The sequence below is a fragment of the Micromonospora sp. NPDC023737 genome (assembly GCF_040639715.1).
Lineage (GTDB): Bacteria > Actinomycetota > Actinomycetes > Mycobacteriales > Micromonosporaceae > Micromonospora.
The window spans coordinates 94851-120216 of record NZ_JBFAAL010000001.1 but is presented as its reverse complement, the minus strand read 5'-3'; the positions used below and the strand labels follow the sequence as shown (position 1 = coordinate 120216).

The window sequence follows — 25366 nt, the reverse complement described above, 5'->3', positions numbered from 1 at the left end:
AATCTACCGCCAGGGCCGCAACGGAGTCGCCGGGTGGTAGATGCGGTAGTCGCCGACGTCCCGTACCGGTGTGGTTTCGACCCGGTCGCCCAGCAGCCCCCGCAGGTGCCGCTCCGCCGGCGAACCGGCCTCCACCACGTAGCCGGGCCGGTCGGCCCGTCCCACCTGCCGCCAGTACGGCGGGTACCGGTTCTGCCCGGGCATCAGGGTGGCGTCGACCACCCCGCAGATCACGTCCTCGTCGGTGTTGAAGACGAGCCGGTTGCAGACCCAGTAGTCCGCGTACACCTCGTGGGGACCGTCGGCGCGCAGCGCGGTTGCCAACTCCCGGGCCTCCCGCTCCTCGATGCGGGACGCCCGCAGACCGGTCGCGGCGAACTGCACGGTGACCACCAGCATGGCCGCCGCGAGCCCGGCCAGCACTCCGGTCGCCACCGCGCCGGTGAACCGGCCGAGCGCCCCCACCGTCCCCCGCCAGCAGGCCTCCGCCGCCAGCCAGAGCGGCCAGAGCACCGTCGGCAGGGAGAGTTGGAGCACCGCCAGGTACCGGGCGTTCGCGAGCGGGTCGGTGGCGGAGAGCGGGCTGCGCACGTACGACAGCAGCGTGAGCACCGCACCGAGGACCAGTGCGAGATGCGCGACCCACCGGACCCGCACCGCGCGGGGCCCGCCCGCGGTGCGCCGGTACGCGATCAGCGCGAACGCCGCCGAGACGACGAGCAGCAGCGGGTAGATCGCCCCGAACCATCGCTGCGACGCGGTGCAGCCGCCGATCGGGCAGAGGCCGCTGGCCAGCGGCACCCCCTCCAGCACGCCGCCCTGCAGCCGCTGCGACCACGGCGGTGACGGGCCCGCCCGGGTACTGATCTCCCGGAACACCGACAGTGAGTCCTCGCCGGGCGGCGCGACGAGGTTGTCCCAGATCATCGGAGCGGCGCCGACCGCGAAGCCGACGACCAGCAGCACCCCGGCCCAACCGAGAAGGTGCCGGCGCGCCGCGTAGAGCAGCAGCAGTCCGGCCACCGCCAGGTACGGCACGATCAACCAGTCCGACCAGAGCGCCAGGCCGGCGAGCAGCCCGAAGAGCCCGACGGCCAGCCGGCGGCGCCGGATCGTGCCGGTGGCCAGCCCCACCGCGATCAGCAGCATCAGCAACACCGCCGCCTTGACCTCGGCCCGGCCGCCCACCACGGTCAACTGGTCACGGACGACCCGTTCGGGACCGAGCGCCAGCAGACCGACCACGAACGCGGCGAACCAGGGCGAGCAGATCCGTCTCATGAGCCGGTGGATCAGGTAGAGGAAGATCGCGTAGAGGACGAGCATCGGCAGCCGCAGGACCGGCCAGCTCGGACCGGACAGCGCGATCAGCGGAGCGGCGAGGTACGACTCGAGCATCCCCATGTAGCGCTGGCCGTACAGGAAGACCGGATGCGCCCGGCCCTGCGCGATGTGCAGGGCGGCGAGACCGAACGTGGCCTCGTCGCTGTTCGAGACCGGCACCGTGAGCAGCGTCAGGACCAGCCGGTAGCCGAACCCGGCCAGGCCGAGCAGCAGCGCGACCAGCGCCGGCCGGTCGAGCCGCCGACGCCGGCGGTGCTGCACTGGTTGCGACACGACCACGCCCCCGTCGTCGTCCCGACCGGAGTGTTTCACGTCTGCCCCGGTGGGCGTGGTCGATCGGGGCAGACCCGTCGGGCTGCGATCGCCCGCGTGGCCGCCGCCACATCGGTGTGGCAGGGTGTCAGCGTGCCACCGACCCCCACCGGCCAGCTGGCCGTTCCACGCCTGCACCGGGCGGCGCGGATCGAGGATGCCGTCCACCAGTTCTTCGAGCGCCGGCTGCGGCGCACGGGCTGGCGGATCAACATCGTCGCGTACACCTGCTACGGCGCTCCCGGCTGGGTGCGGGTGATGTGCCGGGTGCTGATCGGCCGCCCGGACACCCGCCAGCGGGCCCGGCTGGAGAAGGTCCGTGGCTGGCGCAGCTTCACCACGCTCCCGGCGAAGCACGTGACGGTCACCGTCGAGGCGGGCGGGGTGCGGCACGAGACGCAGACGGACCGCAGCGGGTTCATCGACACCGTGGTCGAGGCGGAACTGCCGCCGGGCTGGGGCACCGTACGGCTGAGCATGCCGGACGCCGAGCCGGTCGAGGCGCCCGTCCGCATCCTCGACCCGGCCGTACGCTTCGGCATCCTCTCCGACATCGACGACACGGTGATGGTGACCGCGCTACCCCGGCCGCTGCTCGCCGCCTGGAACACGTTCGTGCTCGACGAGCACGCCCGGGCCGCCGTGCCCGGGATGGCCGTGCTCTACGAACGGCTGGTCACCGCGCATCCGGGCGCACCCGTCTTCTACCTCTCCACCGGCGCGTGGAACGTCGCGCCCACGCTCACCCGGTTCCTGTCCCGGCACCTCTACCCGGCCGGTCCGCTGCTGCTCACCGACTGGGGGCCGACGGCCGACCGCTGGTTCCGCAGCGGCATGGAGCACAAGCGCAAGACCCTGGCCCGGCTGGCCCGCGAGTTCCCCGACGTGCGCTGGCTGCTCGTCGGCGACGACGGCCAGCACGATCAGGAGATCTACCGCGAGTTCGCCGCGGCCCACCCGGAGAACGTGGCCGGGGTGGCGATCCGCCGCCTCTCGCCGGCTCAGTCGGTGCTCGCCGGTAGCCTGCCCGCCCCGGCCGAGCGTCCGCACGCGTCCGGGCCGGCGGGGCAGCGGTGGTTCTCCGCCCCGGACGGCGCCGGCCTGTGGAAACTGCTGGACGAGGCGGACCTGGTCTGACGTACGCGTGCGGCGATGGCGCGTCGTGGCGTGGCGTCGTGCCGTCATCGGTGCCACCGCCGGGTTGATCATCTTCGGTATCCTCTGGCGGGTCGGCGGGCGACGAGGAGGACGGCATGGACGTCGAGGACGGCAAGACCGCGCCCAGGGATGCCACCTGTTACCACTACGGGATCAACCTGCCGTTCGGGGAGGGGCAGGGCGATGTGGCCGCGCTGCTGCGGCACGTGGCGAACTCGATCGACGATCTCGCCGCGTACGGCCCGGTCGACATCGCCGGCCTGATGTACAGCAACAACGAAGTGAACGAGCACGGTGAGTGGCCGAGCATGACCGTCTTCTACCGGCTCGACTAGATGGCGAGGCATCGACCGGGACTCGATCGAGGACTCCTCGTGGCCGCGACGTGACCGGTCGGACCGAGCTGCGCCGGCTTCGTGCTGTCGCGGTGGGGTTCGTGTTGATCGGGCTCCTCGGCACGTTCGGCGCGACCACGCTTTTCGTGCCGGCTTGGCGGGCCGCGCACGAGGGCGGCCGCACGGGAAGTTTCGTCCTGACGGAACCGATCTCGTGTGACAGGCGGCAGACGCCGCGGCAGCGATGCGGCTGGTTCGGCGACTTCCTCAGCGACGACGGTTCCGTCGTGCGACGTCATCGGGAACTCGCCGGCGGGCTGCCGCCGGGTGCGGAGATCGGCGACGCCGTTCCCGCTCGCGACACCGGTAGCTGGACCCAGATCTATCAAGGCGGCGACAGTCAGGCGTGGCGGGAGCCCGCCGGGTTCCTGGCGGCTTCCGCGGCGCTTCTGGTCTCTGGGTTCGTCTTGGTGGTGCCCTGGCGCCGACGTAGGGACAGGTGACGATCGATGATGTCGGCGGGGGTTATGAGGTCTGCCCTCAGTAGGGTCACTGCGATCCTGATGTCGATGGTCTGTGTGACCGCGGGCGCGCTTCTGGGCGCCTGTAGTTCGCCGCCGAGCGTGCCGATCGTCATCGGCGACATGGCTGGTCGCTGGTGTTCCGATGAGGGCGACAGCTTGTCGCCGGCGGAATCCGGAGACTTCACACTGGACGATCTCTCACCCGCGTTCTTCACCCTCTTCGATTTGGACGAGGGGTACGTAGAGGAGTTCATCATCAAGCGCGACTTCGGCGGCGAGGTCCCCACCGCCGGCAGCGGCACCTGGGAATTCGACCCGGGCTCCGATTCACCTGGCTTGTGGTTGAACTTCCAATCCCTCGGCCTGTCCAAGGAAGTTTGGGACATCGAACTGTCCGCTCGGCGTGACGACCAGCGGCGCGCCGGGTTGTACGGCTACGAAATCGACCCGGACCTGGGCTACACCGTCAAGTTCCTCAAGTGCGGGTGATGGCGGTGGACGAGCCGCGGAGAGGTTCGGTGGCTGAATGTCCGTTGGCCTAGCGGAGTTTCTCAATGTGCTCGGCCTGCTCGCCGCCGCCGTCTGCTTCGCTCCTGTGTTCCGGTCGATCGTCGTCCAGCAGGTCCTACGCAGATCCGCTCCGAAGGACAGGGATTCGGTTCGGGTTCACACGTGACGGTCAACTCGCCTTCCATGAAATCGGGGTATCCGCGCGCCTGCGACACCCCGACATCCAGGAAGGCGAGTCGATCAACGGCGGGAGATGGACTAGCCGGAGATCAGGCGGCAGGGCGGAGCCAGAGCACACCGAGCGGCGGCACCTGGAGGGCGGCGGACGCCGGTAGGCCGTGCCACGGCACGTCCTCGGCGCGCACCTCGCCCATGTTGCCGACCCCGGAGCCGCCGTACGGCTGGGCGTCGGTGTTGAGGATCTCCAGCCAGCTGCCGGTGGCGGGCAGGCCGATCCGGTAGTCGGGCAGCGGCTGCGCGGAGAAGTTGGCCACGCAGACCAGCGTCTGCCCGTCCGGGGCGATCCGGATGAACGAGACGGTGTTGTTGGCGACGTCGTCGCCGGCGATCCAGCGGAACCCGGCCGGGTCGGTGTCCTGCGCCCAGAGCGCCGGGGTCTCCTGGTAGCGGCGGTTCAGGTCGGCGACGAGGCGCTGCACGCCGGCCCGCGCCGGGTCGTGCGGCAGGTACCAGTCGAGGCCGCGCTCCTCACTCCACTCCCGGTCGTCGCCCAGCTCGCAGCCCATGAAGAGCAGCTGCTTGCCCGGGTGCGCCCACATGTACGCCAGCAGCGCACGGACGTTCGCGAGCTTCTGCCAGGTGTCGCCGGGCATCTTGCCGACCAGCGAGCCCTTGCCGTGCACCACCTCGTCGTGGCTGATCGGCAGCACGTAGTTCTCGCTCCAGGCGTACGCCAGGGAAAAGGTCAGCTGGTGGTGATGGTGCTGGCGGTAGATCGGGTCCTTCGAGGTGTAGAGCAGGGTGTCGTGCATCCAGCCCATGTTCCACTTGAATCCGAAACCGAGCCCGCCGTCCGAGGTCGGTCGGGTCACCCCCGGCCAGGCCGTCGACTCCTCGGCGACCATCAGCACCCCCGGGTGGTGCTTGTAGACGGTCGCGTTGACCTCCTGGAGGAAGGCGATGGCCTCCAGGTGCTCCCGGCCGCCGTACTGGTTGGGCGCCCACTGCCCCTCCGGCCGGGAGTAGTCCAGGTAGAGCATCGAGGCGACCGCATCGACCCGCAGCCCGTCGACGTGGAACTCGTCGAGCCAGTAGAGCGCGTTGGCGACCAGAAAATTGCGCACCTCGCGGCGGCCGAAGTCGAAGACGTACGTGCCCCAGTCGGGGTGCTCGCCCCGGCGCGGATCGGGATGCTCGTACAGCGGGGTGCCGTCGAAGCGGGCCAGGGCCCACTCGTCGCGGGGGAAGTGCGCCGGCACCCAGTCGAGGATCACGCCGATCCCGGCGGCGTGCAGCCGGTCCACCAGGTGACGGAAGTCGTCCGGGTCGCCGAAGCGGGACGTCGGCGCGTAGTAGCCGCTGACCTGGTAGCCCCAGGAGCCGCCGAACGGGTGTTCCATCACCGGTAGGAACTCCACGTGGGTGAAGCCCAGCCCGGTGACGTACTCGGTCAGCTCCTCGGCCAACTCCCGGTAGCCGAGACCGGGCCGCCACGAGCCGAGGTGCACCTCGTACACGCTCATCGGCTCCTGGTGCGGCTGCGTCTTCGCCCGCCGGTCGAGCCAGGCGGCGTCGGACCATTCGTACGTCGAGCGGTGCACCACCGACGCGGTGGCCGGCGGCACCTCCGCGTACGCGGCGAGCGGGTCGGCCTTGTCGCGCCAGCGTCCGTCGGCACCCAGCACCCGGTACTTGTAGTGGGCCCCGACCGACACCCCTGGCACGAAGATCTCCCACACCCCGCTGGCGCCGAGCGACCGCATCGGCCAGCCGTCGTCCGGCGCCCAGCCCGCGAACTCGCCGATCACCCGCACACCGCGTGCGTTCGGCGCCCACACGGCGAACGCCACACCCTCGTCGAAGACCCGCGCGCCGAGCACCTCCCAGAGCCGCTCGTGCCGCCCCTCGCCGATCAGGTGCAGGTCCAGTTCGCCCAGGGTGGGCGGGTAACGGTACGGGTCGTCGTGCGTCGTACCGTCGACCTCCACCCGGTAGTCGAGTACGGTGCCCGGCACGGTGGTCTCGAAGACCCCGGCGTCGTGGACCCGCTTCATCGGGTGCCGCTCGCCGTCGACCAGCACGGCCACGTCGGCCGCGCCGCGGCGCAGCGTACGGATGGTGGTCCGGCCATCGGCCGGGTGCGCGCCGAGCACGGAGTGCGGATCGTGGAAGTTCCCGGCGATCAGCTGGTCCATCGGAGGTCGTCCTTCTGGGCGGGAGCGGTCGGGGCGGTGCCGCCGGAAAGGTCGTCGGGAACGGACTCGGTGGTGAGTTCTCCCGGGGCGGTGGCGAACTCGGCCGGCGTCTCCGGTGGGACCGGGCGGTGCACGGTCAGCACGTGCGCGGGCTGCAGGTACGGGTCGAGCCGCACCGCGTTGCGCTGCCCCCAGTCGTAGCTGGCGCCGGTCAGTTCGTCGTGCACGGTGAACCGCTCGTGCCAGTCGAGGCCGAGCGCCGGCATGTCCAGCGTGGTGTTGCCCCACTGCACCTCGCCCGGGTCGAACGAGCAGACCACGATGACCGTGTCACCGGTGTCGGCGTCCCGTTTGGACCAGCAGAGCAGCGCCGGATTGTCGATGTCGTGGAAGCGCAGGTTACGCAGCCGGTGCAGGGCCGGATGCTCCCGGCGTACCCGGTTGAGGACGGCGACGAACGGGGCGAGGGAGCGGCCCTGCTCCTGCGCGTCGGCCCAGTCGCGGGGACGCAGCTCGTACTTCTCGTTGTCCAGGTACTCCTCGGCGCCCGGGCGGGCCACGTGTTCGAACAGCTCGTAGCCCGCGTACATGCCCCAGGAGGAGGAGAGCAGCGCGGCCAGCACCGCCCGGATCTTGAACATCGGCGGACCGCCGTGCTGCAACGTCTCGTGCAGGATGTCGGGGGTGTTCGGCCAGAAGTTCGGGCGCATGTAGTCGGCCGCCGCTACCAGCTCCTCGCAGTACGCCCGCATCTCCGCAGCCGTGGTCCGCCAGGTGAAGTACGTGTACGACTGGGTGAAGCCGATCCTGCCGAGGCCGTGCATGATCGCCGGCCGGGTGAACGCCTCGGCGAGGAAGAGCACGTCCGGCTCGACCCGCTTGACCTCCCAGATCAACCAGTGCCAGAAGTCGAACGGCTTGGTGTGCGGATTGTCCACCCGGAAGATCCGGATGCCCTCGCCGACCCAGTGCAGCACCACCCGCAGGATCTCCGCCCGGATGCCCTCCGGGTCGTTGTCGAAGTTCAGCGGGTAGATGTCCTGGTACTTCTTCGGCGGGTTCTCCGCGTACGCGATCGTGCCGTCGGCCCGTGTGGTGAACCACTCCGGGTGCTCGGTGACCCACGGGTGGTCGGGGGCGCACTGCAACGCCAGGTCCATCGCCACCTCCAGGCCCTGCTCGGCCGCGGCCGCGACGAAGTCCCGGAAGTCCTCCGCCGTACCCAGGTCGGGGTGGATGGCGTCGTGGCCGCCCTCCGCCGCGCCGATCGCCCACGGCGAGCCGACGTCGTCCGGCCCGGCGGTGAGCGCGTTGTTTCGGCCCTTGCGGTTGACCCGTCCGATCGGGTGGATCGGCGGTAGGTAGAGCACGTCGAAGCCCATCGCGGCCACGCCCGCCAGCCGGTGGGTCGCCGTGGCGAAGGTGCCGGAGCGGGCCGGCGCGTCGACCGTGGCCGGCACCGCGCCCTCGGAACGGGGGAAGAACTCGTACCAGGCGGAGAAGAGCGCCCGCTCCCGGTCCACCCAGAGCCGGTACTCGTCGCCGGCCGTCACCAGCTCCCGCACCGGGTACGCCCAGAGCAGGTCGGCCAGCTCCAACGCCGGCTCGACCCGCTGCGACAGCTCCCGGTCGGTGTCGCGCAGCGCGGCAGCCGCCCGGGTCACCCGCTGCCGCTGCGCCGCCGGTACCCCCGGCGTGGCCGCGTCCAGCAGCTGCGCGCCCTCGGCCAGGTCGTTGGCGAGCTCCGCCGGCCCCTGCCCGGCCGCGAGCTTCTTCGTCACCGCGTTCTGCCAGGTGAGGTACGGGTCGTGGAACGCCTCGACGTGGAACGACCAGTCACCCACCACGTCCGGCCGGATGACGGCGTGCCAGCGGTCCTGTCCCGGCTCGCCCGGGTGCATCCGGGTGAACGGCCGGGTCGCGCCGTCCGGGCCGGACCACACCACGTTGCAGCCGAGCGCGTCGTGCCCCTCCCGGTAGGCCCGCGCCGCCACCGGCACCAGCTCGCCGACGACGGCCTTCGCCGGGTAGCGACCGCACGAGACGACGGGGGAGACGTCTTCGATCGGGAACCGTCCACTCACCCCGCCAACCTACTGTGCGAGTTCCGCTCGCGCGCGGCAAGCACGTCGGTCCGGCCAGCACCGCGGCCTCCACCTGCCCCGGCGCACCGATCAGCAATGCTGACGAGAACAGATCGTCCTGGCTCTCGTCTCGCCCATCCTCAACCGTGGATCATCCCGGTCGAGATCAGTAGCCTCCCCTTCATGATCGAACGGGTGAGGCTCGCGGTGGTGGGTGTCGGTAACAACACGTCGGCGCTGGTGCAGGGGATCGCCCTCTACCGCCAGACCGGCAGCCTGGTGGGTATTCGCCGGCCGGTGATCGACGGGCTCGGCGTGGCCGACATCGACTTCGTCGCGGCCTTCGCCATCTCCGAAGAGAAGATCGGCAGGGGCTTGACCGAGGCGATCTTCATGCCGCCCAACAACTTCCCTGCGCTCGACTGTGATCTCCCCAGCGCGGCCGTCCCAGTCACCAGGGGTCTCGTCGACATGAGCGAGGTGGATCGGGTGGCGGCGAAGCTCGCCGGGGCAGAGGTGCTGCTCTACTCGGCACCGAGCGGTCGGCCGGAGACGGCCCGGGCGTACGCCGAAGCCGCGTACCGCGCAGGTGTCGCCTTCGTCAACACCACGTCCGACCCGATCGCCCGTGACGCAGAGTTGATGAACAGGTTCACCGCTGCCGGTCTGCCGCTGCTCGGTGACGACCTGGCCAGCCAGTTCGGCACGTCTGTGGTGCACGACGCGTTGCTGCGTCTGCTGGCGGAGCGGGGCCTCACCCTGGTCAGTTCGTATCAGGTCAACCTCGGCGGTACCGAGGACTTTCGTAATCTGGTCGAGAACCCCAGTTCCAAGAAGCAGTCCAAGCTCAACGCGTTGTCGGCGTCCGACAAGGTCGAGCTGGCCCCGCTGGGATACCTGCCGCAGCTGAGATCGCAGAAGGTGGCGCACCTCAACGTTGAGGCACAGGGTTGGGGTGAAACAGCGGTCAGCCTCGACCTGAAACTCACGGTGCACGATCCGAGCGGCGCCGCCGGCGTCAACATCGACCTCGTTCGGATCGCGGCCGGCGCGCTCCGAAACGGGCACGGCGGGTATTCGGCCGAGGCGACAGCGCTGTTCAAGTCCCCACCCGGCACGGCCGTCTGAGCGGCCGGGCCCCGGATCGGCGGTCTGAGCGGATCAGCCCGCCGCACCCACCGACCGGTAGATCTCCAACGTCCGGGACGCGATCGCGTCCCAGGAGAAGTGCTCCACCGCCCGACGCCGGCCCGCCTGCCCGAAGGCCGCCACGCGTTGCGGGTCACCCAGCAGTTCGTTGATCCGCGCGGCGAAGTCGGCGACGAAACGCTGCGGATCCAGCGGTCGCCCGGAGCCGTCGTCGGCCTGCTCGATGGGGACCAGCAGGCCCGTCTCCCCGGCGGCCACCACCTCCGGAATACCGCCGGTCGCGGTGGCCACCACCGCCGTCTCGCACGCCATCGCCTCCAGGTTCACGATGCCCATCGGCTCGTAGATCGACGGGCAGGCGAAGAGCGTGGCGTGGGTGAGGACCTGGATCACCTCGTGCTTCGGCAGCATCTCGGCCACCCAGATCACCCCGGACCGGTTCGCCCGCAGCTCCGCGACCAGCCCCTCCACCTCGGCCGCGATCTCCGCAGTGTCCGGTGCGCCGGCGAGCAGCACCAACTGGGTGTCGGCCGGCAGTTCCCGGGCGGCGCGCAGCAGGTACGGCAGCCCCTTCTGCCGGGTGATCCGCCCGACGTAGACCACGCTGGGCAGAGCCGGGTCGATGCCGAGCCGGTCGAGCACGTCCGTGCCCGGATCCGGTGCGTACTGCACCGTGTCGATGCCGTTGTAGACCACCCGCACCCGGTCCGGATCGACCTCGGGGTACGCGGTGAGCACGTCCCGCCGCATCCCCTCGCTCACCGCGATGACCGCGTCGGCGGACAGCACCGCCGTGCGCTCGCACCACGACGAGAGGGCGTAACCGCCGCCGAGCTGCTCGGCCTTCCACGGCCGCAGCGGCTCCAGGCTGTGCGCGGTGACCACGTGCGGCACCCCGTGCAGCAGCTTCGCGGTGTGCCCCGCCAGGTTCGCGTACCAGGTGTGGCTGTGCACCACGTCGGTACCGGCGCAGCCCGCGGCCATCTCCAGGTCCACGCCCATCGTGCGCAGCGCGGCGTTCGCCCCGGTCAACCCCGGTGGCTCGGCGTACGCGGTGACACCCGGCTCGGTGCGCGGCAGGCCGAAGCAGTGCACCCGTACGTCGGCGAGGTGGCGCAGCTCCCGGGCCAGGTACTCGACGTGGACGCCGGCTCCGCCGTACACCTCCGGCGGGTATTCGCGGGTGAGCAGGTCGACGCGGAGCTGTCCGGCCGCGGGGGCGGAGTCGGTCATTACCGCACCCTAGTGCAGAAGTCCGACCGTACGAGTGGTGAAGTTCCACGGGGCTGGTTAGCGTCTCACCATGGCTGCCAAGGTGCTCGCGATCGTCCTGGCCGGCGGAGAAGGCAAGCGCCTGATGCCGCTGACCGCGGACCGGGCCAAGCCGGCCGTCCCGTTCGGCGGGATGTACCGCATGGTCGATTTCGTCCTCTCCAACCTGGCCAACGCCGGCTATCTCAAGATCGTCGTGCTGACCCAGTACAAGTCCCACTCCCTCGACCGGCACATCACCAAGACCTGGCGCATGTCGACGCTGCTCGGCAACTACGTCACCCCCGTGCCCGCGCAGCAGCGCCGCGGCCCGTGGTGGTTCGCCGGCTCGGCCGACGCCATCTACCAGAGCTTTAACCTGATCAACGACGAGCAGCCCGACTACGTGATCGTCTTCGGCGCCGACCACATCTACCGGATGGACCCCCGGCAGATGGTGGAGGACCACATCGCCTCCGGCGCCGGCGTCACGGTCGCCGGGATCCGGCAACCGTTGTCGATGGCCGACCAGTTCGGCGTCATCGAGGTCGGCGAGGACGGCCGGCGCATCCGGGCCTTCCGCGAGAAGCCAACCGACGCGGTCGGCCTGCCCGACGCCCCCGACCAGATCTACGCCTCCATGGGCAACTACGTCTTCACCACCAAGGCGCTCTGCGAAGCGGTGGAACGCGACGCGGAGGACAACACCAGCAAGCACGACATGGGCGGCAGCATCATCCCGATGCTGGTCGAGCGCGGCGAGGCGAACGTCTACGACTTCAAGGACAACGACGTGCCCGGCAGCACCGACCGCGACCGCGGCTACTGGCGGGACGTGGGGACGCTCGACTCCTTCTACGACGCGCACATGGATCTGATCAACGTGCACCCGGTCTTCAACCTCTACAACTTCGACTGGCCCATCTACACCGAGCAGCCCCCGTACCCGCCGGCCAAGTTCGTCCACCAGTGGGGGGAGCGGGTCGGCCGGGCGGTCGGTTCGCTGGTCTCGCCCGGTGCGGTGATCTCCGGCTCCCTCGTCGAGAACTCGGTCGTCTCCCCGAAGGTCCGGGTGCACTCGTGGGCCCACGTCGACGGCGCCGTGCTCATGGAGGGCGTGGAGATCGGCCGGCACGCCGTGGTCCGCCGCGCGATCCTCGACAAGAACGTCTTCGTGCCCGAGGGCGCCGAGATCGGCGTTGACCTGGAGAAGGACCGGCAACGCTATGTTGTCTCCGACAATGGGGTCGTGGTGATCGGCAAGGGGCAGCGGGTAGAGCCCTGACGTCGCTCACCGTACGCATGGAATCGGCCGCCGCCGGGAACAAGGCGGCGTCCACCCCGTCCGAGGAGGTTGCCGCAGTGGCCCACCCCCGTGCCGGCCAGCCGGCCCAGCCCGCCGACCTGGTCGACGTGCCCCGGCTGATCACCGCCTACTACGCCGAGCACCCCGACCCGGGAGACCCGGCGCAGCAGGTCTCCTTCGGCACCTCCGGCCACCGGGGGTCGAGCCTGCGCCGCGCGTTCAACTCCGACCACATCGTCGCGGTCACCCAGGCGCTCTGCGAATACCGGCAGGCACACGGCGTCGACGGGCCGCTCTTCCTCGGCCGGGACACCCACGCCCTGTCCACCCCGGCTGCGGTGGACGCGCTGGAGGTGCTCGCCGCCAACGACGTCACCGTGCTGCTCGACAGCCGGGACGGCTACACGCCCACCCCCGCCGTGTCGCACGCCATCCTCACCCACAACCGGGGACGTACCAGCGGGCTCGCCGACGGGATCGTGATCACCCCGTCGCACAACCCGCCCGACGACGGTGGGTTCAAGTACAACCCGACCCACGGCGGGCCGGCCGACACCGATGCCACGAAGTGGATCCAGGACCGGGCCAACGCCATCCTCGCGGGCGGGCTCGCCGAGGTCCGGCGGATCCCGTACGCCCGGGCCCGCGCCGCCGACACCACCGGGACGTACGACTTCCTCGGCCGTTACGTCGACGACCTGCCGGCGGCGATCGACCTGGACGCGATCCGCGCGGCCGGGGTGCGGATCGGCGCGGACCCGCTGGGCGGGGCGAGCGTCGACTACTGGGGTGAGATCGCGCAGCGGCACCGCCTCGACCTCACCGTCATCAACCCGACGGTCGACCCGACCTGGCGGTTCATGACCCTCGACGGCGACGGCAAGATCCGCATGGACTGCTCCTCGCCGAACGCGATGGCGTCGCTGATCGCCGCCCGCGCCGACTACCAGGTCTCCACCGGCAACGACGCGGACGCCGACCGGCACGGCATCGTCACCCCCGACGGCGGCCTGATGAACCCCAACCACTACCTGGCCGTGGCGATCGGCCACCTGTTCCGAACCCGGGAGCAGTGGGGTCCGGCCGCCGCGGTCGGCAAGACGCTGGTCTCCTCGTCGATGATCGACCGGGTCGCGGCCGACCTCGGCCGCCCGCTGCTCGAGGTGCCGGTCGGGTTCAAGTGGTTCGTGCCCGGCCTGCTCGACGGCGCGGTCGGCTTCGGTGGCGAGGAGAGCGCCGGAGCGTCGTTCCTACGTCGCGACGGCGGCACCTGGACCACCGACAAGGACGGCATCCTGCTCTGCCTGCTCGCCTCGGAGATCATCGCGACGACCGGCCGGACCCCCAGCGAACACTGGACCGAGCTGGCCGAGCGTTTCGGCGCCCCGGCGTACGCCCGCATCGACGCCCCCGCCACCCGGGAGGAGAAGTCCGTGCTCGGCAAGCTCTCCCCGGAGCAGGTGACCGCCACCGAGCTGGCCGGCGAGCCGATCACCGCCACCCTCACCACGGCACCCGGCAACGGCGCCCCGATCGGCGGGCTGAAGGTCACCACCGAGTCCGGCTGGTTCGCGGCCCGTCCGTCCGGCACCGAGGACGTCTACAAGATCTACGCGGAGTCGTTCCAGGGTGCGGAGCACCTGACCCGGATCCAGCGGGAGGCGAAGGACCTGGTCACCGAGGTGCTCAAGCAGGCCTGAGTGGGTGGTTGCCGGCGCGAGGCCCCCCGGAAGGGCTCTCGTGCCGGCACCGCGTCCCCGACGGCCAAGGTCGTCCTTGCTGGTCAGCGGGGTATCTCCCGGCGGTCGAGCTGCTCGCGGAAGGTCTGCGGAAGCAGTTCGCGGAGCTGCTCGGGCAGCAGCGGCAGATCCATCAGGCTGAGCTTGAGCTGGTTGCGTTCCTGGTAGCGGCGCGGGTCGAGGCGGACCACCATCCCGGCCTCCCGGCGGTAGACGATGTCGATCGTTCCCTCGGAGGTGGCCTCGCGGAAGACCCGGCCGTCCACCTCCACGGCCACCGGCCCGGAGTCGGGGGTGAGTTCCAGCCGCACGTTCTCCTCCGGGGAGAGCACCACGGAACGGCTGATACCGGCCATCGGCGCCGACGGGGTGACCACCACCGCCTGGGTGGCCGGGGAGACCAGCGGGCCGCCGGCCGCGTAGCTGTACGCGGTCGAGCCGGTGGGCGTACTGACCACGAGCGCGTCGCAGCGGTAGTAGCCGTAGCGCTGGCCGTCCACGGCGAGGGTGGCGATGACGAGCCCGGTGCCGGGCCGGCGGATCAGCGCGATGTCGTTGAACGCCACCACGTCGTCGCCACAGACGTCGCAGGCGAGGCAGCTGTGCGCCTCGACGGTGAAATTCTTGTTCGTCAGCCGGTCCAGCGCCTCGGGCAGCTCCGGTGGCTCCACCTCCACCAGGAAGCCCAGCCGCCCCAGATGCACGCCGAGCACCGGTTTCGGGTTACCGACCGTGGACCGGAGCGCGCCGAGCATGGTGCCGTCCCCGCCGATGCTGATGAGCGCGGTGACCCGGTTGACCAGTTCCTCCTGGGGGAGCGCCTCCACGCTCGCGGGCACGCGGTGCCGGTCCTCCTGGCGTACGGCGAGGTCCTTGCCGTGCCGGGCCGCCCAGTCGACGACGATCGCGATGATGTCGGAGGCGTCCCGCGTCGGGTGCAGCACCAGCCCGAGCACGTGGCGGTCCATGGGTACACCCCATCACAGATCGGGTCGTCGAGGCAGGCGGATCATCCGGACCGGCGGCACTTTGCTGGCGGACGTCGGCGGGACGCGAGCACCGTGACCTGAACGGAGGCCTCTCGTTGAGTCAACGTCGGTGGCGAACGGGGGCCGAGAATGATCCTGCTTTTTTTGCCGGTCCTTGGATTGGCTGTTGTTCATTACTTTGTCGCAATTCGGCGGTACGGCATCCTCTCGCCGGACGGGCTGTTCGTGGTGTGTCAGTTGCTGATGCTCTACGGCACGATTCGACTGATCAACCCGGCGTCTGACACCGAGGTCTTCTACGGCCAGCTCATGGCCGCTGCGATCGCGCTCTATATCGGCGCCAGTCTGGTCACCCACCTCTGCTTGCGGCACAGCGAGACGGTGTCGGCGAAGCCGCGGGTGAGCTACTCGGCCTACCGGGTATCGCTGGTGCCGCCGACAGCGGCGATCATGACCGTGGTCGTGATTTCGATCGTCGTGACGGCCGCCTACTTCACCGCGGTCGGATACAGCGCCTTCATCGAAGGCTTGCGGGGCCAACTCAACGGCGTTCCGGCAGATATCGCCACCCTTCGCCTCGAGTCGTACGCGGGCAACGCCTACTTCTTTCCCGGCTACGTCAACCAGTTCAAGAACGTGATCCTGCCGTCGCTGGCTCTCGTTCTGGTCGTCTGGTCGTTCAACCGGGGTGGGCTCCTCGCCCGGGCGGCTTCGATCGCGCTCGCCGTCGCCGCTCTCCTCGGGCTCATGGCCACCGGTCAGCGCGGCGCGTTGGTGCTCTTCCTGCTGACCGCGATGGTCTACACGTTCCTGCACAACCGTCGGCGGCTGCCGCGAAAGGCCATGTTGGTGCCGCTGGGCATCGGTCTGCCACTCATGCTGCTGTCCACCTATGTGCTGGGGCGAAGCGCCGACAGCGCCGAGAGCCCGATACGGGCAGCCCTGAACGGCCTGGTCGCTCGGTTCGTGAACGACAATCAGATGTCCGGGATCGCTGCCTTCAACTACACCGCCGGCAGCCCCGTCCGTCACGGGGCAGAGTGGCTCGAAGGGCTTGCCGGCGTCCTGCCAGGCAACCGTGGCAGCACCCTGAGCGCGGAGGTCTTCTACACGATGTACGGGTCGACCCGAGGGACGTCACCACCCTCGTTGTGGGGCTCGATCCACTACAACGTCGACACGATGGGCTTGATCCTCATCGCCGCGCTGCTCGGGGTGCTCCTTCAACTTCTGACTCAACGGACCATGCGTGCTGCCAGCTACAACTCCCTGGAACTCGTGGGGTTCTCCGGGGTCACGGTCGTTCTCGGCACCTGGATGGCCGGAGGCCTCGAGACGCCGTTGAATGTCGGGTTGGTCGCCTATTTGGGCCTGTGGTACTGGGGCAGTAGAACCAGCTTGGGTCAGCGGCAGCTCAGCCGTCGTTCGCACGCGCCGACGAGGCGACCGATGCCGAGGCCGGCATTCGCCGGAGCGGCAATGGGGCTCTCCTACGCACCCCGTCACTCGTCGCGACCACGGTACGGGGCCTGGCACTCTTGACCGGCTCGCTCCGGCAGGAGGAGACTTCCGCGCCTGGTCACGCCCCAATGCCCACCGGCAGGGCGCGTGCTGTCTCCGCCCTCTTCGCGGCGGTTCGCGGTCGGCTCGGCGGCAGCCGCCGGGGAGTGCTGAGCATCGTCACCGGCAGCGCCGTTGGTCAACTGCTCCTGTTACTTGCCGCACCGCTGCTCGCGCGCCTGTACAGTCCCTCGGACTTCGGCGTCTTCGCGGTGCTGTCCACGCTCGCGGCGATACTCGGGACAGTGGCCGCCGGCCGGTTCGAGCTGGCGGTTCCGCTCCCGGAGCGGGACCGCGACGCGCACGCCCTCGTGGCCCTTGGGCTCGTCATGGCGCTCGCTACCGGGTTGTTGGGAACGGTCGTCGTGGCGGCGGCGAGGGATGAGATCGCAGAACTGTTCAGTCAGCCCTCGCTCCGCTCCTGGCTCTGGTTGACGCCGTGGACCGCGGCCGCCATGGGCGCTGTCCTCGTGCTGAATCAGCTGGCGATCCGGTACCGACGGTACGGCGCGATCGGCCGACGCAATCTGCTCCAGTACAGCACGATGCTGGTCACACAGGTCAGCTTCGGTGCGGCCGGAGTGCGGTCCGGCGGGATGGCGCTGGGACTGGCGGTCGGCCAGTGTGTCGGCGCACTCAGCCTGGCGCGCGGAGCGCGTCGACGAGCGGTGGACGAGCCGGTCGGGACGCCGCGGCTCACCCTGTGGGAGACGGCCGTTCGCCACCGTCGTTTCCCACTCCTGCTGGCGCCGTCCGGGCTGCTGAACGTCGTCGGACTGCAACTGCCCGTCCTGCTCATCGCCTACCACTACGGCGCTGAGGTGGCGGGCTGGCTCGGCCTGACTCAGCGAATTCTGGCGATGCCAGCGGCGTTGCTCGGGATGGCGGTGGCTCAGGTCTATTTGGCGGAGTTGTCCCGCGCCGCGCGAGGCGGTGACGGGGAACGTCCGAGGTTGCTGTTCGTCAAGGCGAGCCGACAGCTCTCGGTGGCCGCCGCGGTGGGGCTGCTGGCTCTGATCTTCGGCGCACCGGCGGCCTTCTCGGCGCTGTTCGGCGAGGAATGGGTGAACAGCGGTCGTTACGCGCAGGCATTGGCGCTCTTCGTCGCGACGCAGCTCGTCGCCTCCCCCCTGTCGCAGACACTCGTCGTCTTCGGGAGGCAGGGTCTGCAACTCGCCTGGGACGCGGGGCGTGTGGTGTTGGTGACGGGCGCAGCCGGCGCGGCAGCCTGGTCGGGTGCCTCGGCCCTGGCGGCGGTGTGGGCCTTCGGTGTGTCGGCGGCGATTTCCTACGTGGCCGGCTGGCTCCTGTCGCTCTGGGTAGTCACCAGGGGACGGCCCTCGGCGTTGTCGGAGTCGTCCGGAACCCAGGCGCCGGACCTCCAGCGCTCCCGCGCGGGAACGGCCACCTGACGTCAGGACGATGCCGTTCGGCGCCGCGTTCAGGCGGTGCCGTTCGGCGGTGCCTTCGTTCACCGGAACCGCAGCGAACGGGGCGCCTCACAGAAAGTCGACGATCACGTCGGCGATTCGACCGCCGGCCCGTCCGTCCCACAGCGGTGGTGTGACCGGCTCGGGCGGCCGCGGCGAATCCAGCGCGACGCGTACCTCCGCGGCAAGGTCGGCCCGGCCGACCAGCCGGTTCGTGCCGTGCGAGATGGTCACCGGTCGTTCGGTGTCCGGCCGCAGGGTGAGACACGGGACACCCAGCACGGTGGTCTCCTCCTGCACCCCGCCGGAGTCGGTGATGACGGCTGCCGCCGCACGGACCAGGCTGAGGAATTCGAGATAACCCAGAGGGTTCACGACCCGCACCTGCGGGTGGTCGAACATCCCAGCCGCCGCGAGGGTGGCGCGTCCGCGCGGGTGCACCGGCATGACGATCGGCAACTGGTCGGCCGCGGCGTGGACCGCCTTGGTCAGTTCGGCGGCGTCGCCCGCATCGTCCACGTTGGCGGGGCGGTGCAGGGTCGCGACCAGATAGCGCTCGGGCAGCTGGACGGTGGCGCGGACGTGTGCCGCGTCGAGCCGTTCGAGGTTGGCCAGCAGGGTGTCGATCATCGGATTGCCGACGAAGTGGATCCGGCTGGCGCTGACGCCTTCGGCGGCGAGATGGGCAACCGCGTCCGGGCTGGTCGCGAAGAGCAGGTCCGCGAGACGATCTGTCACCAGCCGATTGATCTCCTCGGGCATGGCGCGGTTGAAGCTGCGCAGCCCGGCCTCGACATGAGCGAAGGGGATCTCCAGCTTCGCGGCGACGAGCGCGCCGGCCAGGGTCGAGTTGACGTCGCCGTAGACCACCAGGAGGCGGGGACGCTCGCGCTGCAGGAGGGCTTCGAGACCGGTCATGATGGCGGCCGTCTGCACGGCCTGACTACCCGACCCCACTCCGAGATTGACGTCCGGTTCGGGAAGGTTGAGCTGCCGGAAGAAGACGTCGGACATCCGCTCGTCGTAGTGCTGGCCGGTGTGCACCAGCCGCTGCTCGACGCCCCGCCGGTCGAGCGCACGAACGACGGGCGCGGCCTTCGGGAAGTTCGGTCGAGCGCCGGTGACGTGTAGAACCTGGACCGACATCGCTCTCCTAGTTGTGGGTGAAGGTCTCGGCGCCGATCAGGCGCTTCTGCAGTGGCAGGGTCTCGATCTCCCAGATGAACTCCGTGCGGCCGACGTGGTGGCAGTGCTCGGCGCGCGCCCGCACGGCTGCTACGTCGGCAGCCAGGTCGATCAGCAGGTCCCGCAGCGGGCCGACCTCGACCGGACAGGTCCAGCCCAGCTGGTGGCGCTCGACCAGTGCCGCGTTCTCGGGGAGGTTCCCGGCGATCACCGGGCGGCCGGCCACGACACATTCGAAGATCTTGTTGGAGAGCGAGTCGTTGGCCGCGTCGACGGCCTCGTAGAGTGCGGTGCCGACGTGCGCCCGCTGGTAGCAGCGGACCACCTCGTCGGGCGCGCAGGCACCTTCCAGGTGGACGTACGTCCCGGCCTCGGCCGCGTCGATCCGGTCGCGCAGCGACTGCCGGTACTCGGTGCCGGCCGGACCCGTGATGGTCAGTCGCACGGGCACGCCGACTGCCCGTGCGGCGACCACGGCGTCGATCAACACCTCGATCCCCCGTCCGGGGTAGAGGCTGCCGACGCAGGCGACCCGCAGCTCGTGGCCGCCGGGCGAGGGCGTGAAATCCGGTGCGAACGAGGCCATCGGTACGTTCCGCACCACCAGCACGTCCCTGACGCCGAGCTCGCGGAACCGGGCGGCGTGACTCTCACAGACCGCCACGACGGTGAAAGCGTGCCGGCGCGCGGCCCGTCGGACCATCCACGGTTCGACGCGGGAGAACCACGTGGCCAGTGAACCCTTGGTGCGGACGCCCCCGGGTCGTTCGCGGCTGCTGATGATCACCTGGCTGGCCCAGCGTCGACGATGGGCGAGGCCGAGCCAGAAGAGTGCGCTGTGGCCCACGAGGATCGTCCGGGCCGGCGTGGCGAGGACCCGTCGACGAAGCCGCCAGAGCGCCGGTAGATACCCCACCAGCAGGTTGCGAACCGAGGCGGTGAGGGTACGCCGATCCTCGATCTCACGCACCGGCAGTTGCTCGACCTCGACACCGTCGATCACCGACCGCCCGGGGTGGTCACTCATCCCGAGCCGGCCGACCCGGGAGAGGGTGATCGCGCTGACCTCGCCCGGTCGTCCGGGCGCGACCGTGCTCGCGATCTTGCGGGTCCGGGTCGAGTGGCGGAACGGCGCCAGATCGCAGAGCAACACGCTACGGCTGATCGTCTTCATCCATGTCCTTCTGGTCGCGTCGAGAGAAGTGGCCGACTCGAAGCTCGAAGCGGGCGCGCAGTCTTTGGACGGCGGCTGCCAGAGGCTCAACGAGGATCGCCCGGGAGTGACACGCCTAGCGAATCGTCCCCGATTATCCGTTTCTCCAGGGCCGGGTGGCTCGTTGCCGGGATTGTGATTGCTGCCTGGGCCCAGTGGGCCCGGCCGCTGCCACCGTCCACGACGAACGGAGCTCGAGTGACTTCCACGACGACCAAACGCCGAGTGCTCATCACCGGCGGCACGGGTTCCTTCGGCCAGACGATGGTGCGTCGCCTCCTCGGCCGGGACGTGGGCGAGGTCCGAGTGTTCAGCCGGGACGAGGCCAAGCAGGACGCCATGCGCCGGGGCATCGGCGACGAGCGGGTCCGCTACTACGTCGGCGACGTGCGTGACTACGACTCGGTGCTGCGGGCGAGCCGGGGCATCGACTACGTCTTCCACGCGGCCGCGCTCAAACAGGTGCCGTCGTGTGAGTTCTTCCCACTTGAGGCGGTCCGGACCAACGTGCTGGGCAGCGCCAACGTCATCGAGGCGGCCGAACGCAACGGCGTCGGCTCGGTCGTGGTGCTCAGCACCGACAAGGCCGTACATCCGGTCAACGCGATGGGCATGAGCAAGGCGATGATGGAGAAGGTCGCCCAGGCGCACGCGCGGAACAACCCGAACAGCGCCACCACCGTCTCCTGCGTCCGGTACGGCAACGTCATGTACTCGCGCGGCTCGGTGATCCCGCTCTTCATCGAGCAGATCAAGGCGGGCCGGGCGCCCACGGTCACCGATCCCGGGATGACGCGCTTCCTGATGTCGCTGGCCGACTCGGTGGAACTGGTCGAGCACGCCTTCGCGCACGCCCGGCCGGGCGACGTCTTCATTCGCAAGGCGGTCGCCTGCACCGTCGGCGACCTGGCCGAGGCGCTCTGCCAGCTCTTCGACGTGCCCGCCAAGTTCGACACGATCGGCGTACGGCACGGCGAGAAGCTGGATGAGACCCTGGCCAGCCGGGAGGAGCTGATCCGCGCCGAGGACTTCGGCGAGTACTTCCGGGTACCGCTGGACGCCCGGGACCTGAACTACGCGCTCTACGTCTCCGAGGGCGATCTCGGCGGCCGACCGATCGAGGATTTCAACTCGGCGAACGCGCCCCGGCTCGGCGTACCGGAGATCGTCGAGTTGCTGAAGACGCTCCCCGAGGTACGCGCGGAGTTGGCGCTGCGGGATCCGGTGCTGGCGTGCTGAGGCTCGCGGTCACCGGGGCCGGCGGTTTCCTGGGCTGGCACGTACGGGTGCTGGCGCACGCGTTGGGCTGGCCGGAACCGACAGTGCTCACCCGGGCCGACCTCACCGACCCGGCGAGCGTCGCGACCAAGGTCGCCGGTGTCGACCGGGTGCTGCACGTGGCCGGGGTGAACCGGGGGGAGCCCGCCGACGTGGCGGCCGGCAACGTGCAGCTCGCCGCTCAGCTCGCCGAGGGTCTGCGCCACGCGGCCGTTCCGCCGGGATCGGTGGTCTTCGCCAACTCGGTGCAGGCCGGCAACGGCACTCCGTACGGCGACTCGAAGGCCACCGCCGCCGGCATCCTCGCCGACACCGGCCTGCCCTTCGACGACGTTCTCCTGCCGAACCTCTACGGCGAGCACGGCGTGCCCTTCTACCACTCGGCCGTGGCGACGTTCTGCCGGCTGCTCGCCGAGGGCGGGCAGCCGGAGGTGCACGCCGATCGTGAGTTGAGTCTCGTGCACGTCACCGACGCGGCCGCCCGGCTCGCCGGGGTGCCGGCCGGCGGGTCGTGGGACCCGGAGATGCCGCCGCTGCGGATCGGCGTACGCGACCTGGCCGACCGGCTCGCGGCGATGGCCGGGACCTACCGCTCCGGGGAGATCCCGTGCCTGTCGGACCGGCACGACGTGCGGTTGTTCAACACGTACCGGTCGCACTGCTTCCCGGCCCACTACCCGATCCCGCTGCCCCGACGGTCCGACGCGCGCGGCAATCTCGTGGAGACCGTCAAGGTGCACGGCGGGCCGGGGCAGACCTTCTGTTCCACCACCCGCCCCGGGGTGACCCGGGGCGAGCACTTCCACCTGGCCAAGGTGGAGCGGTTCGTGGTGCTGCACGGCTCGGCCGAGATCAGCCTGCGGCGCGTGGGCGACACCGAGGTGCTGCGGTTCCCGGTCAGCGGTGCCGACCCGGTGCTCGTCGACATGCCGACGATGTGGGTGCACAAGCTGGTGAACACCGGTTCCGGCGAACTGCTCACCCAGTTCTGGACCAACGAGCTGTTCGACCCGGACCGGCCGGACACCTGGCCCGAACCGGTCGAGCAGCCACTGGCCGCGCCCGTGGCGGTGGGTGCGTGAAGGTTGGCCTGATCAGCCAGTGGTACCCGCCGGAGGGGGTGTTCATCCCCGGCAACCTCGCCCAGCGGCTGGCCGAGCGCGGCCACCAGGTGCGGGTGCTCACGACCTTTCCCAGCTACCCGTACGGGCGGGTCTTCCCCGGCTGGCGACAACGCTGGCGACACCGCGAAACCGACGGCGCGGTGGAGATTCGCCGGGTGCCCGCCTACCCGAGCCACGACACGTCGGCCGTACGTAGGGCCATGAGTGGCCTCTCCTTCGGCGCCAGCAGCGCGGCCGCCGGGCTGCGGTGGCTCTCCGGCGTCGACGTCACGTACGTCTACCACCCGCCGCCGACCTCGATCGCCGCGGCGGCCCTGCTGCGGGTCACGCGACGGACCCCGGTCGTGCTGCACGTGCAGGACCTGTGGCCCGAGTCGGTGATGCAGTCCGGCATGGCACCCACCGGCCCGGGTGGACGCGCGCTGGAGAGGGGGGTCGGCGGGTTGATGCGCCGGACGTACCGGCTGGCCGACACCGTCGTGGCGATCTCGCCGACGATGGCGGAGCAGGTGGTGGCGCGTGGCGCCGACCCGGAGAAGGTGCGGGTGGTCTGGAACTGGACCGACGACGCGCTCTTCCGTCCGGTCCCGGTCACCGACGAGGCCCGCGCGGTGCTCGGCCACCGCGGGCGCTGCACCGTGATGTTCGCCGGCAACCTCGGCCTGCTACAGGGCCTCGAGACAGCGATCCGTGCGGCCGCCGCCGTGCGGGACCGGGTGGACCTGGTGCTGGTCGGCTCGGGCGCCGACGAGGAGCGCGCCCGCCGGCTCGCGGCCGGCCTCGGCGCCGACAACGTACGCTTCGTCGGCCGTCGCCCCGCTGCGGAGATGGCTGGTCTGTACGCGGCCGCGGACTGGCAGCTGATCTGCCTGCGCGACGTGCCCGCCCTGCGAGCCGCGGTCCCGTCGAAGTTGCAGGCGGCGCTGGCCTGCGGGGTGCCGGTGATCGGCTCGGTGGGTGGCGACACCGCCGCGCTGATCCGGTCGACCGACGTCGGTCTCGTCTGCCCGCCCGAGGACTGGCAGGCGCTCGCCGAACGGTTCAGCCAGGCGGCCGAGACGCCTACCGCCGTACGCCAGGAGCTGAGCCGCCGGGCCCGGCAGGTCTACCGGGAGCGGATGTCGCTGCGGGCGGGCGTCGACCAGTTCGAGGACATTCTGACCAAGGCGGCAGCACAGGGAGGACGGGCATGACCCGGATCATGACGGTGGTCGGTACCCGCCCGGAGATCATCAGACTGTCCCGGGTGATCGCCCGGCTCGACGACACGGTCGATCACGTCCTGGTGCACACCGGACAGAACTGGGACAGCAGCCTCTCCGACGTCTTCTTCACCGAACTGCGGCTGCGTGAGCCGGATCGGTTCCTGCGGGTCGACACGTCCTCGCTCGGCCGGGTGCTCGGTGGCGTGCTCATCGGGGTGGAGGCGGCAATCGCCGAGTATCGGCCGGATGCGCTGCTGGTGCTCGGGGACACCAACAGCTGCATCGCCGCGCTGATGGCGCGCCGGATGCGGGTGCCCGTCTACCACATGGAGGCCGGCAACCGCTGTTTCGACCTGAACGTGCCCGAGGAGACCAACCGTAGGCTGGTCGACCACGTCGCCGACTTCAACCTGGTCTACACGGAGCACGCCCGCCGCAACCTGCTCGCCGAGGGGTTGCACCCTCGGCGGATCCTGCTCACCGGCTCGCCCATGCGCGAGGTGCTGGAGCACTACCGGGCGGACATCACCGCCTCGACGATCCTGCGCCAGCTCGAACTGGAACCCGGTCGCTACTTCGTGGTCAGCGCGCACCGCGAGGAGAACGTCGACTCACCGGCTCGGCTGCAACGGCTGCTGGACTGCCTCCGGGCGGTCCACGATCGCTGGGGCCACCCGGTGCTGGTCTCGACGCATCCCCGTACACGCAAGCGGTTGGAGGCGCTGGCGCCCGACGCCGGCGCGCTGGAGGGCATCGCCTTCCACGAACCCTTCGGCCTGATCGACTACGTGCACCTACAGACCCGGGCGTTCTGCACCCTGTCGGACAGCGGAACGATCAGCGAGGAGGCCGCGATCCTCGGCTTCCCCGCGGTCACGCTCCGGGAGTCGATCGAACGACCCGAGGCGCTCGACGCCGGCGGCATCATCATGACCGGGCTGGACCCGGAAGGCGTGGTGGAGGCGGTGCAGGTCACCGTGGACCAGGTCGCCGCGCAGGGGGTCCCCTGCCCGGCCGACTACCGGATCCCCGACACGTCCCGCCGCGTGGTCGACTTCATCCTCTCCACAGTTCGCCGGCACCACGACTGGGCGGGCATTCGCCGCTGAGCAACCGGTGCCCGCCGGCCTGACCCACGTGAAATCTTGGACAGTTGTCGTTCTCGGACGGCAACTGTCCAAGATCTCTTTTCGAACACGTCGGTGGCGCGACCGGTGCGGGGCGAGCCATCCGCTGCCGCCCCGAGCCTGGCCGGGCCCGGACGCCCCGGAGCCGGGTGAGTCTCCGGCAGGGGC

At 70.3% G+C, this 25366-nt stretch carries 20 protein-coding genes; 13 read left to right on the top strand and 7 right to left on the bottom strand.

Annotated features, from left to right (window positions below; genetic code table 11):
- Nucleotides 1–3: 3 nt before the first annotated feature.
- Nucleotides 4–1617: a hypothetical protein gene (locus AB0F98_RS00545; protein WP_357726409.1), complete on the bottom strand. Its 1614-nt coding sequence runs from the start codon at nt 1615–1617 to the stop codon at nt 4–6.
- A 132-nt stretch (nt 1618–1749) separates the two neighbouring features.
- Here AB0F98_RS00545 and AB0F98_RS00540 point away from each other — a divergent pair, with 132 nt between their 5' ends.
- From AB0F98_RS00540 to AB0F98_RS00525, 4 genes are all read left to right on the top strand, one after another.
- Nucleotides 1750–2793 carry a phosphatase domain-containing protein gene (locus tag AB0F98_RS00540; protein WP_357726406.1) on the top strand — a complete coding sequence of 348 codons (1044 nt, stop codon included), beginning with the start codon at nt 1750–1752 and terminating at the stop codon, nt 2791–2793.
- Between the two features lie 116 nt (nt 2794–2909).
- Complete coding sequence (locus AB0F98_RS00535; protein ID WP_357726403.1) at nt 2910–3149, top strand: hypothetical protein; 240 nt, start codon at nt 2910–2912, stop codon at nt 3147–3149.
- Entirely contained in the window at nt 3113–3652 is a 540-nt protein-coding gene (locus tag AB0F98_RS00530) for a hypothetical protein (RefSeq protein ID WP_357726399.1), read from the top strand. The genes AB0F98_RS00535 and AB0F98_RS00530 overlap by 37 nt, the downstream gene beginning before the upstream one ends.
- Nucleotides 3653–3718: 66 nt before the next feature.
- On the top strand, nt 3719–4162 hold the full coding sequence (locus AB0F98_RS00525) for a hypothetical protein (RefSeq protein WP_357726396.1): 444 nt from the start codon (nt 3719–3721) through the stop codon (nt 4160–4162).
- 290 nt (nt 4163–4452) lie between these two features.
- Here the strand turns inward: AB0F98_RS00525 and glgB are convergent, their stop codons facing one another.
- Together glgB and AB0F98_RS00515 are read right to left on the bottom strand one after the other, a co-directional pair.
- Entirely contained in the window at nt 4453–6558 is a 2106-nt protein-coding gene (gene glgB, locus AB0F98_RS00520; protein ID WP_357726393.1) for a 1,4-alpha-glucan branching protein GlgB, read from the bottom strand.
- Nucleotides 6546–8642, bottom strand: coding sequence for a maltotransferase domain-containing protein (locus tag AB0F98_RS00515; RefSeq protein ID WP_357726390.1), 2097 nt, complete (start codon nt 8640–8642; stop codon nt 6546–6548). Before AB0F98_RS00515 ends, glgB begins: the two co-directional genes overlap by 13 nt.
- Nucleotides 8643–8825: 183 nt before the next feature.
- Here AB0F98_RS00515 and AB0F98_RS00510 point away from each other — a divergent pair, with 183 nt between their 5' ends.
- A complete protein-coding gene (locus AB0F98_RS00510) occupies nt 8826–9770 on the top strand; it encodes an inositol-3-phosphate synthase (RefSeq protein WP_357726387.1) in 945 nt (314 codons plus the stop codon).
- A 33-nt stretch (nt 9771–9803) separates the two neighbouring features.
- On the opposite strand, the gene glgA is transcribed toward AB0F98_RS00510, so the two are convergent.
- Entirely contained in the window at nt 9804–11024 is a 1221-nt protein-coding gene (glgA, locus tag AB0F98_RS00505) for a glycogen synthase (RefSeq protein ID WP_357726384.1), read from the bottom strand.
- A gap of 70 nt (nt 11025–11094) precedes the next feature.
- Between glgA and glgC the strand changes: the two genes are divergently transcribed.
- Both glgC and pgm read left to right on the top strand, forming a co-directional pair.
- Nucleotides 11095–12327 (top strand): glucose-1-phosphate adenylyltransferase, encoded by a 1233-nt coding sequence (gene glgC, locus AB0F98_RS00500; RefSeq protein WP_357726381.1) that lies wholly within the window; start codon nt 11095–11097, stop codon nt 12325–12327.
- 77 nt (nt 12328–12404) lie between these two features.
- The gene (pgm, locus tag AB0F98_RS00495) at nt 12405–14048 is read left to right on the top strand and encodes a phosphoglucomutase (alpha-D-glucose-1,6-bisphosphate-dependent) (RefSeq protein WP_357728953.1); all 1644 of its coding nucleotides are present in this window, start codon (nt 12405–12407) and stop codon (nt 14046–14048) included.
- 83 nt (nt 14049–14131) lie between these two features.
- On the opposite strand, the gene AB0F98_RS00490 is transcribed toward pgm, so the two are convergent.
- Nucleotides 14132–15055, bottom strand: a complete 924-nt coding sequence (locus AB0F98_RS00490) for an NAD(+)/NADH kinase (RefSeq protein ID WP_357726378.1) — start codon at nt 15053–15055, stop codon at nt 14132–14134.
- A gap of 150 nt (nt 15056–15205) precedes the next feature.
- Between AB0F98_RS00490 and AB0F98_RS00485 the strand changes: the two genes are divergently transcribed.
- Nucleotides 15206–16618, top strand: a complete 1413-nt coding sequence (locus AB0F98_RS00485) for a hypothetical protein (RefSeq protein ID WP_357726375.1) — start codon at nt 15206–15208, stop codon at nt 16616–16618.
- A gap of 47 nt (nt 16619–16665) precedes the next feature.
- Nucleotides 16666–18048 (top strand): oligosaccharide flippase family protein, encoded by a 1383-nt coding sequence (locus AB0F98_RS00480; RefSeq protein WP_357726372.1) that lies wholly within the window; start codon nt 16666–16668, stop codon nt 18046–18048.
- An 87-nt stretch (nt 18049–18135) separates the two neighbouring features.
- Here the strand turns inward: AB0F98_RS00480 and wecB (AB0F98_RS00475) are convergent, their stop codons facing one another.
- Nucleotides 18136–19212: a UDP-N-acetylglucosamine 2-epimerase (non-hydrolyzing) gene (gene wecB, locus AB0F98_RS00475; RefSeq protein WP_357726369.1), complete on the bottom strand. Its 1077-nt coding sequence runs from the start codon at nt 19210–19212 to the stop codon at nt 18136–18138.
- Nucleotides 19213–19219: 7 nt separating this feature from the next.
- On the bottom strand, nt 19220–20425 hold the full coding sequence (locus AB0F98_RS00470) for a glycosyltransferase (protein ID WP_357726366.1): 1206 nt from the start codon (nt 20423–20425) through the stop codon (nt 19220–19222).
- A gap of 237 nt (nt 20426–20662) precedes the next feature.
- Here AB0F98_RS00470 and AB0F98_RS00465 point away from each other — a divergent pair, with 237 nt between their 5' ends.
- Genes AB0F98_RS00465 through wecB (AB0F98_RS00450) form a run of 4 tightly spaced genes read left to right on the top strand, consistent with a single transcriptional unit; the run spans nt 20663 to nt 25180 of the window.
- Nucleotides 20663–21703, top strand: a complete 1041-nt coding sequence (locus tag AB0F98_RS00465) for a polysaccharide biosynthesis protein (protein WP_357726363.1) — start codon at nt 20663–20665, stop codon at nt 21701–21703.
- Entirely contained in the window at nt 21697–22824 is a 1128-nt protein-coding gene (locus tag AB0F98_RS00460; protein WP_357726360.1) for an NAD-dependent epimerase/dehydratase family protein, read from the top strand. The genes AB0F98_RS00465 and AB0F98_RS00460 overlap by 7 nt, the downstream gene beginning before the upstream one ends.
- A complete protein-coding gene (locus AB0F98_RS00455) occupies nt 22821–24059 on the top strand; it encodes a glycosyltransferase family 4 protein (protein WP_357726357.1) in 1239 nt (412 codons plus the stop codon). The genes AB0F98_RS00460 and AB0F98_RS00455 overlap by 4 nt, the downstream gene beginning before the upstream one ends.
- A complete protein-coding gene (wecB, locus tag AB0F98_RS00450) occupies nt 24056–25180 on the top strand; it encodes a UDP-N-acetylglucosamine 2-epimerase (non-hydrolyzing) (RefSeq protein WP_357726354.1) in 1125 nt (374 codons plus the stop codon). Before AB0F98_RS00455 ends, wecB (AB0F98_RS00450) begins: the two co-directional genes overlap by 4 nt.
- The last annotated feature ends 186 nt before the right edge of the window (nt 25181–25366 follow it).

Bases quoted from the DNA above. Each gene is read 5' to 3' on its own strand.
- AB0F98_RS00535 (WP_357726403.1), top strand. From the start codon at position 2,910: ATGGACGTCGAGGACGGCAAGACCGCGCCCAGGGATGCCACCTGTTAC.
- AB0F98_RS00525 (WP_357726396.1), top strand. From the start codon at position 3,719: ATGGTCTGTGTGACCGCGGGCGCGCTTCTGGGCGCCTGTAGTTCGCCG.
- glgB (WP_357726393.1), bottom strand. From the start codon at position 6,558: ATGGACCAGCTGATCGCCGGGAACTTCCACGATCCGCACTCCGTGCTC.
- AB0F98_RS00510 (WP_357726387.1), top strand. From the start codon at position 8,826: ATGATCGAACGGGTGAGGCTCGCGGTGGTGGGTGTCGGTAACAACACG.
- glgA (WP_357726384.1), bottom strand. From the start codon at position 11,024: ATGACCGACTCCGCCCCCGCGGCCGGACAGCTCCGCGTCGACCTGCTC.
- glgC (WP_357726381.1), top strand. From the start codon at position 11,095: ATGGCTGCCAAGGTGCTCGCGATCGTCCTGGCCGGCGGAGAAGGCAAG.
- AB0F98_RS00490 (WP_357726378.1), bottom strand. From the start codon at position 15,055: ATGGACCGCCACGTGCTCGGGCTGGTGCTGCACCCGACGCGGGACGCC.
- AB0F98_RS00485 (WP_357726375.1), top strand. From the start codon at position 15,206: ATGATCCTGCTTTTTTTGCCGGTCCTTGGATTGGCTGTTGTTCATTAC.
- AB0F98_RS00480 (WP_357726372.1), top strand. From the start codon at position 16,666: ATGCCCACCGGCAGGGCGCGTGCTGTCTCCGCCCTCTTCGCGGCGGTT.
- wecB (WP_357726369.1), bottom strand. From the start codon at position 19,212: ATGTCGGTCCAGGTTCTACACGTCACCGGCGCTCGACCGAACTTCCCG.
- AB0F98_RS00470 (WP_357726366.1), bottom strand. From the start codon at position 20,425: ATGAAGACGATCAGCCGTAGCGTGTTGCTCTGCGATCTGGCGCCGTTC.
- wecB (WP_357726354.1), top strand. From the start codon at position 24,056: ATGACCCGGATCATGACGGTGGTCGGTACCCGCCCGGAGATCATCAGA.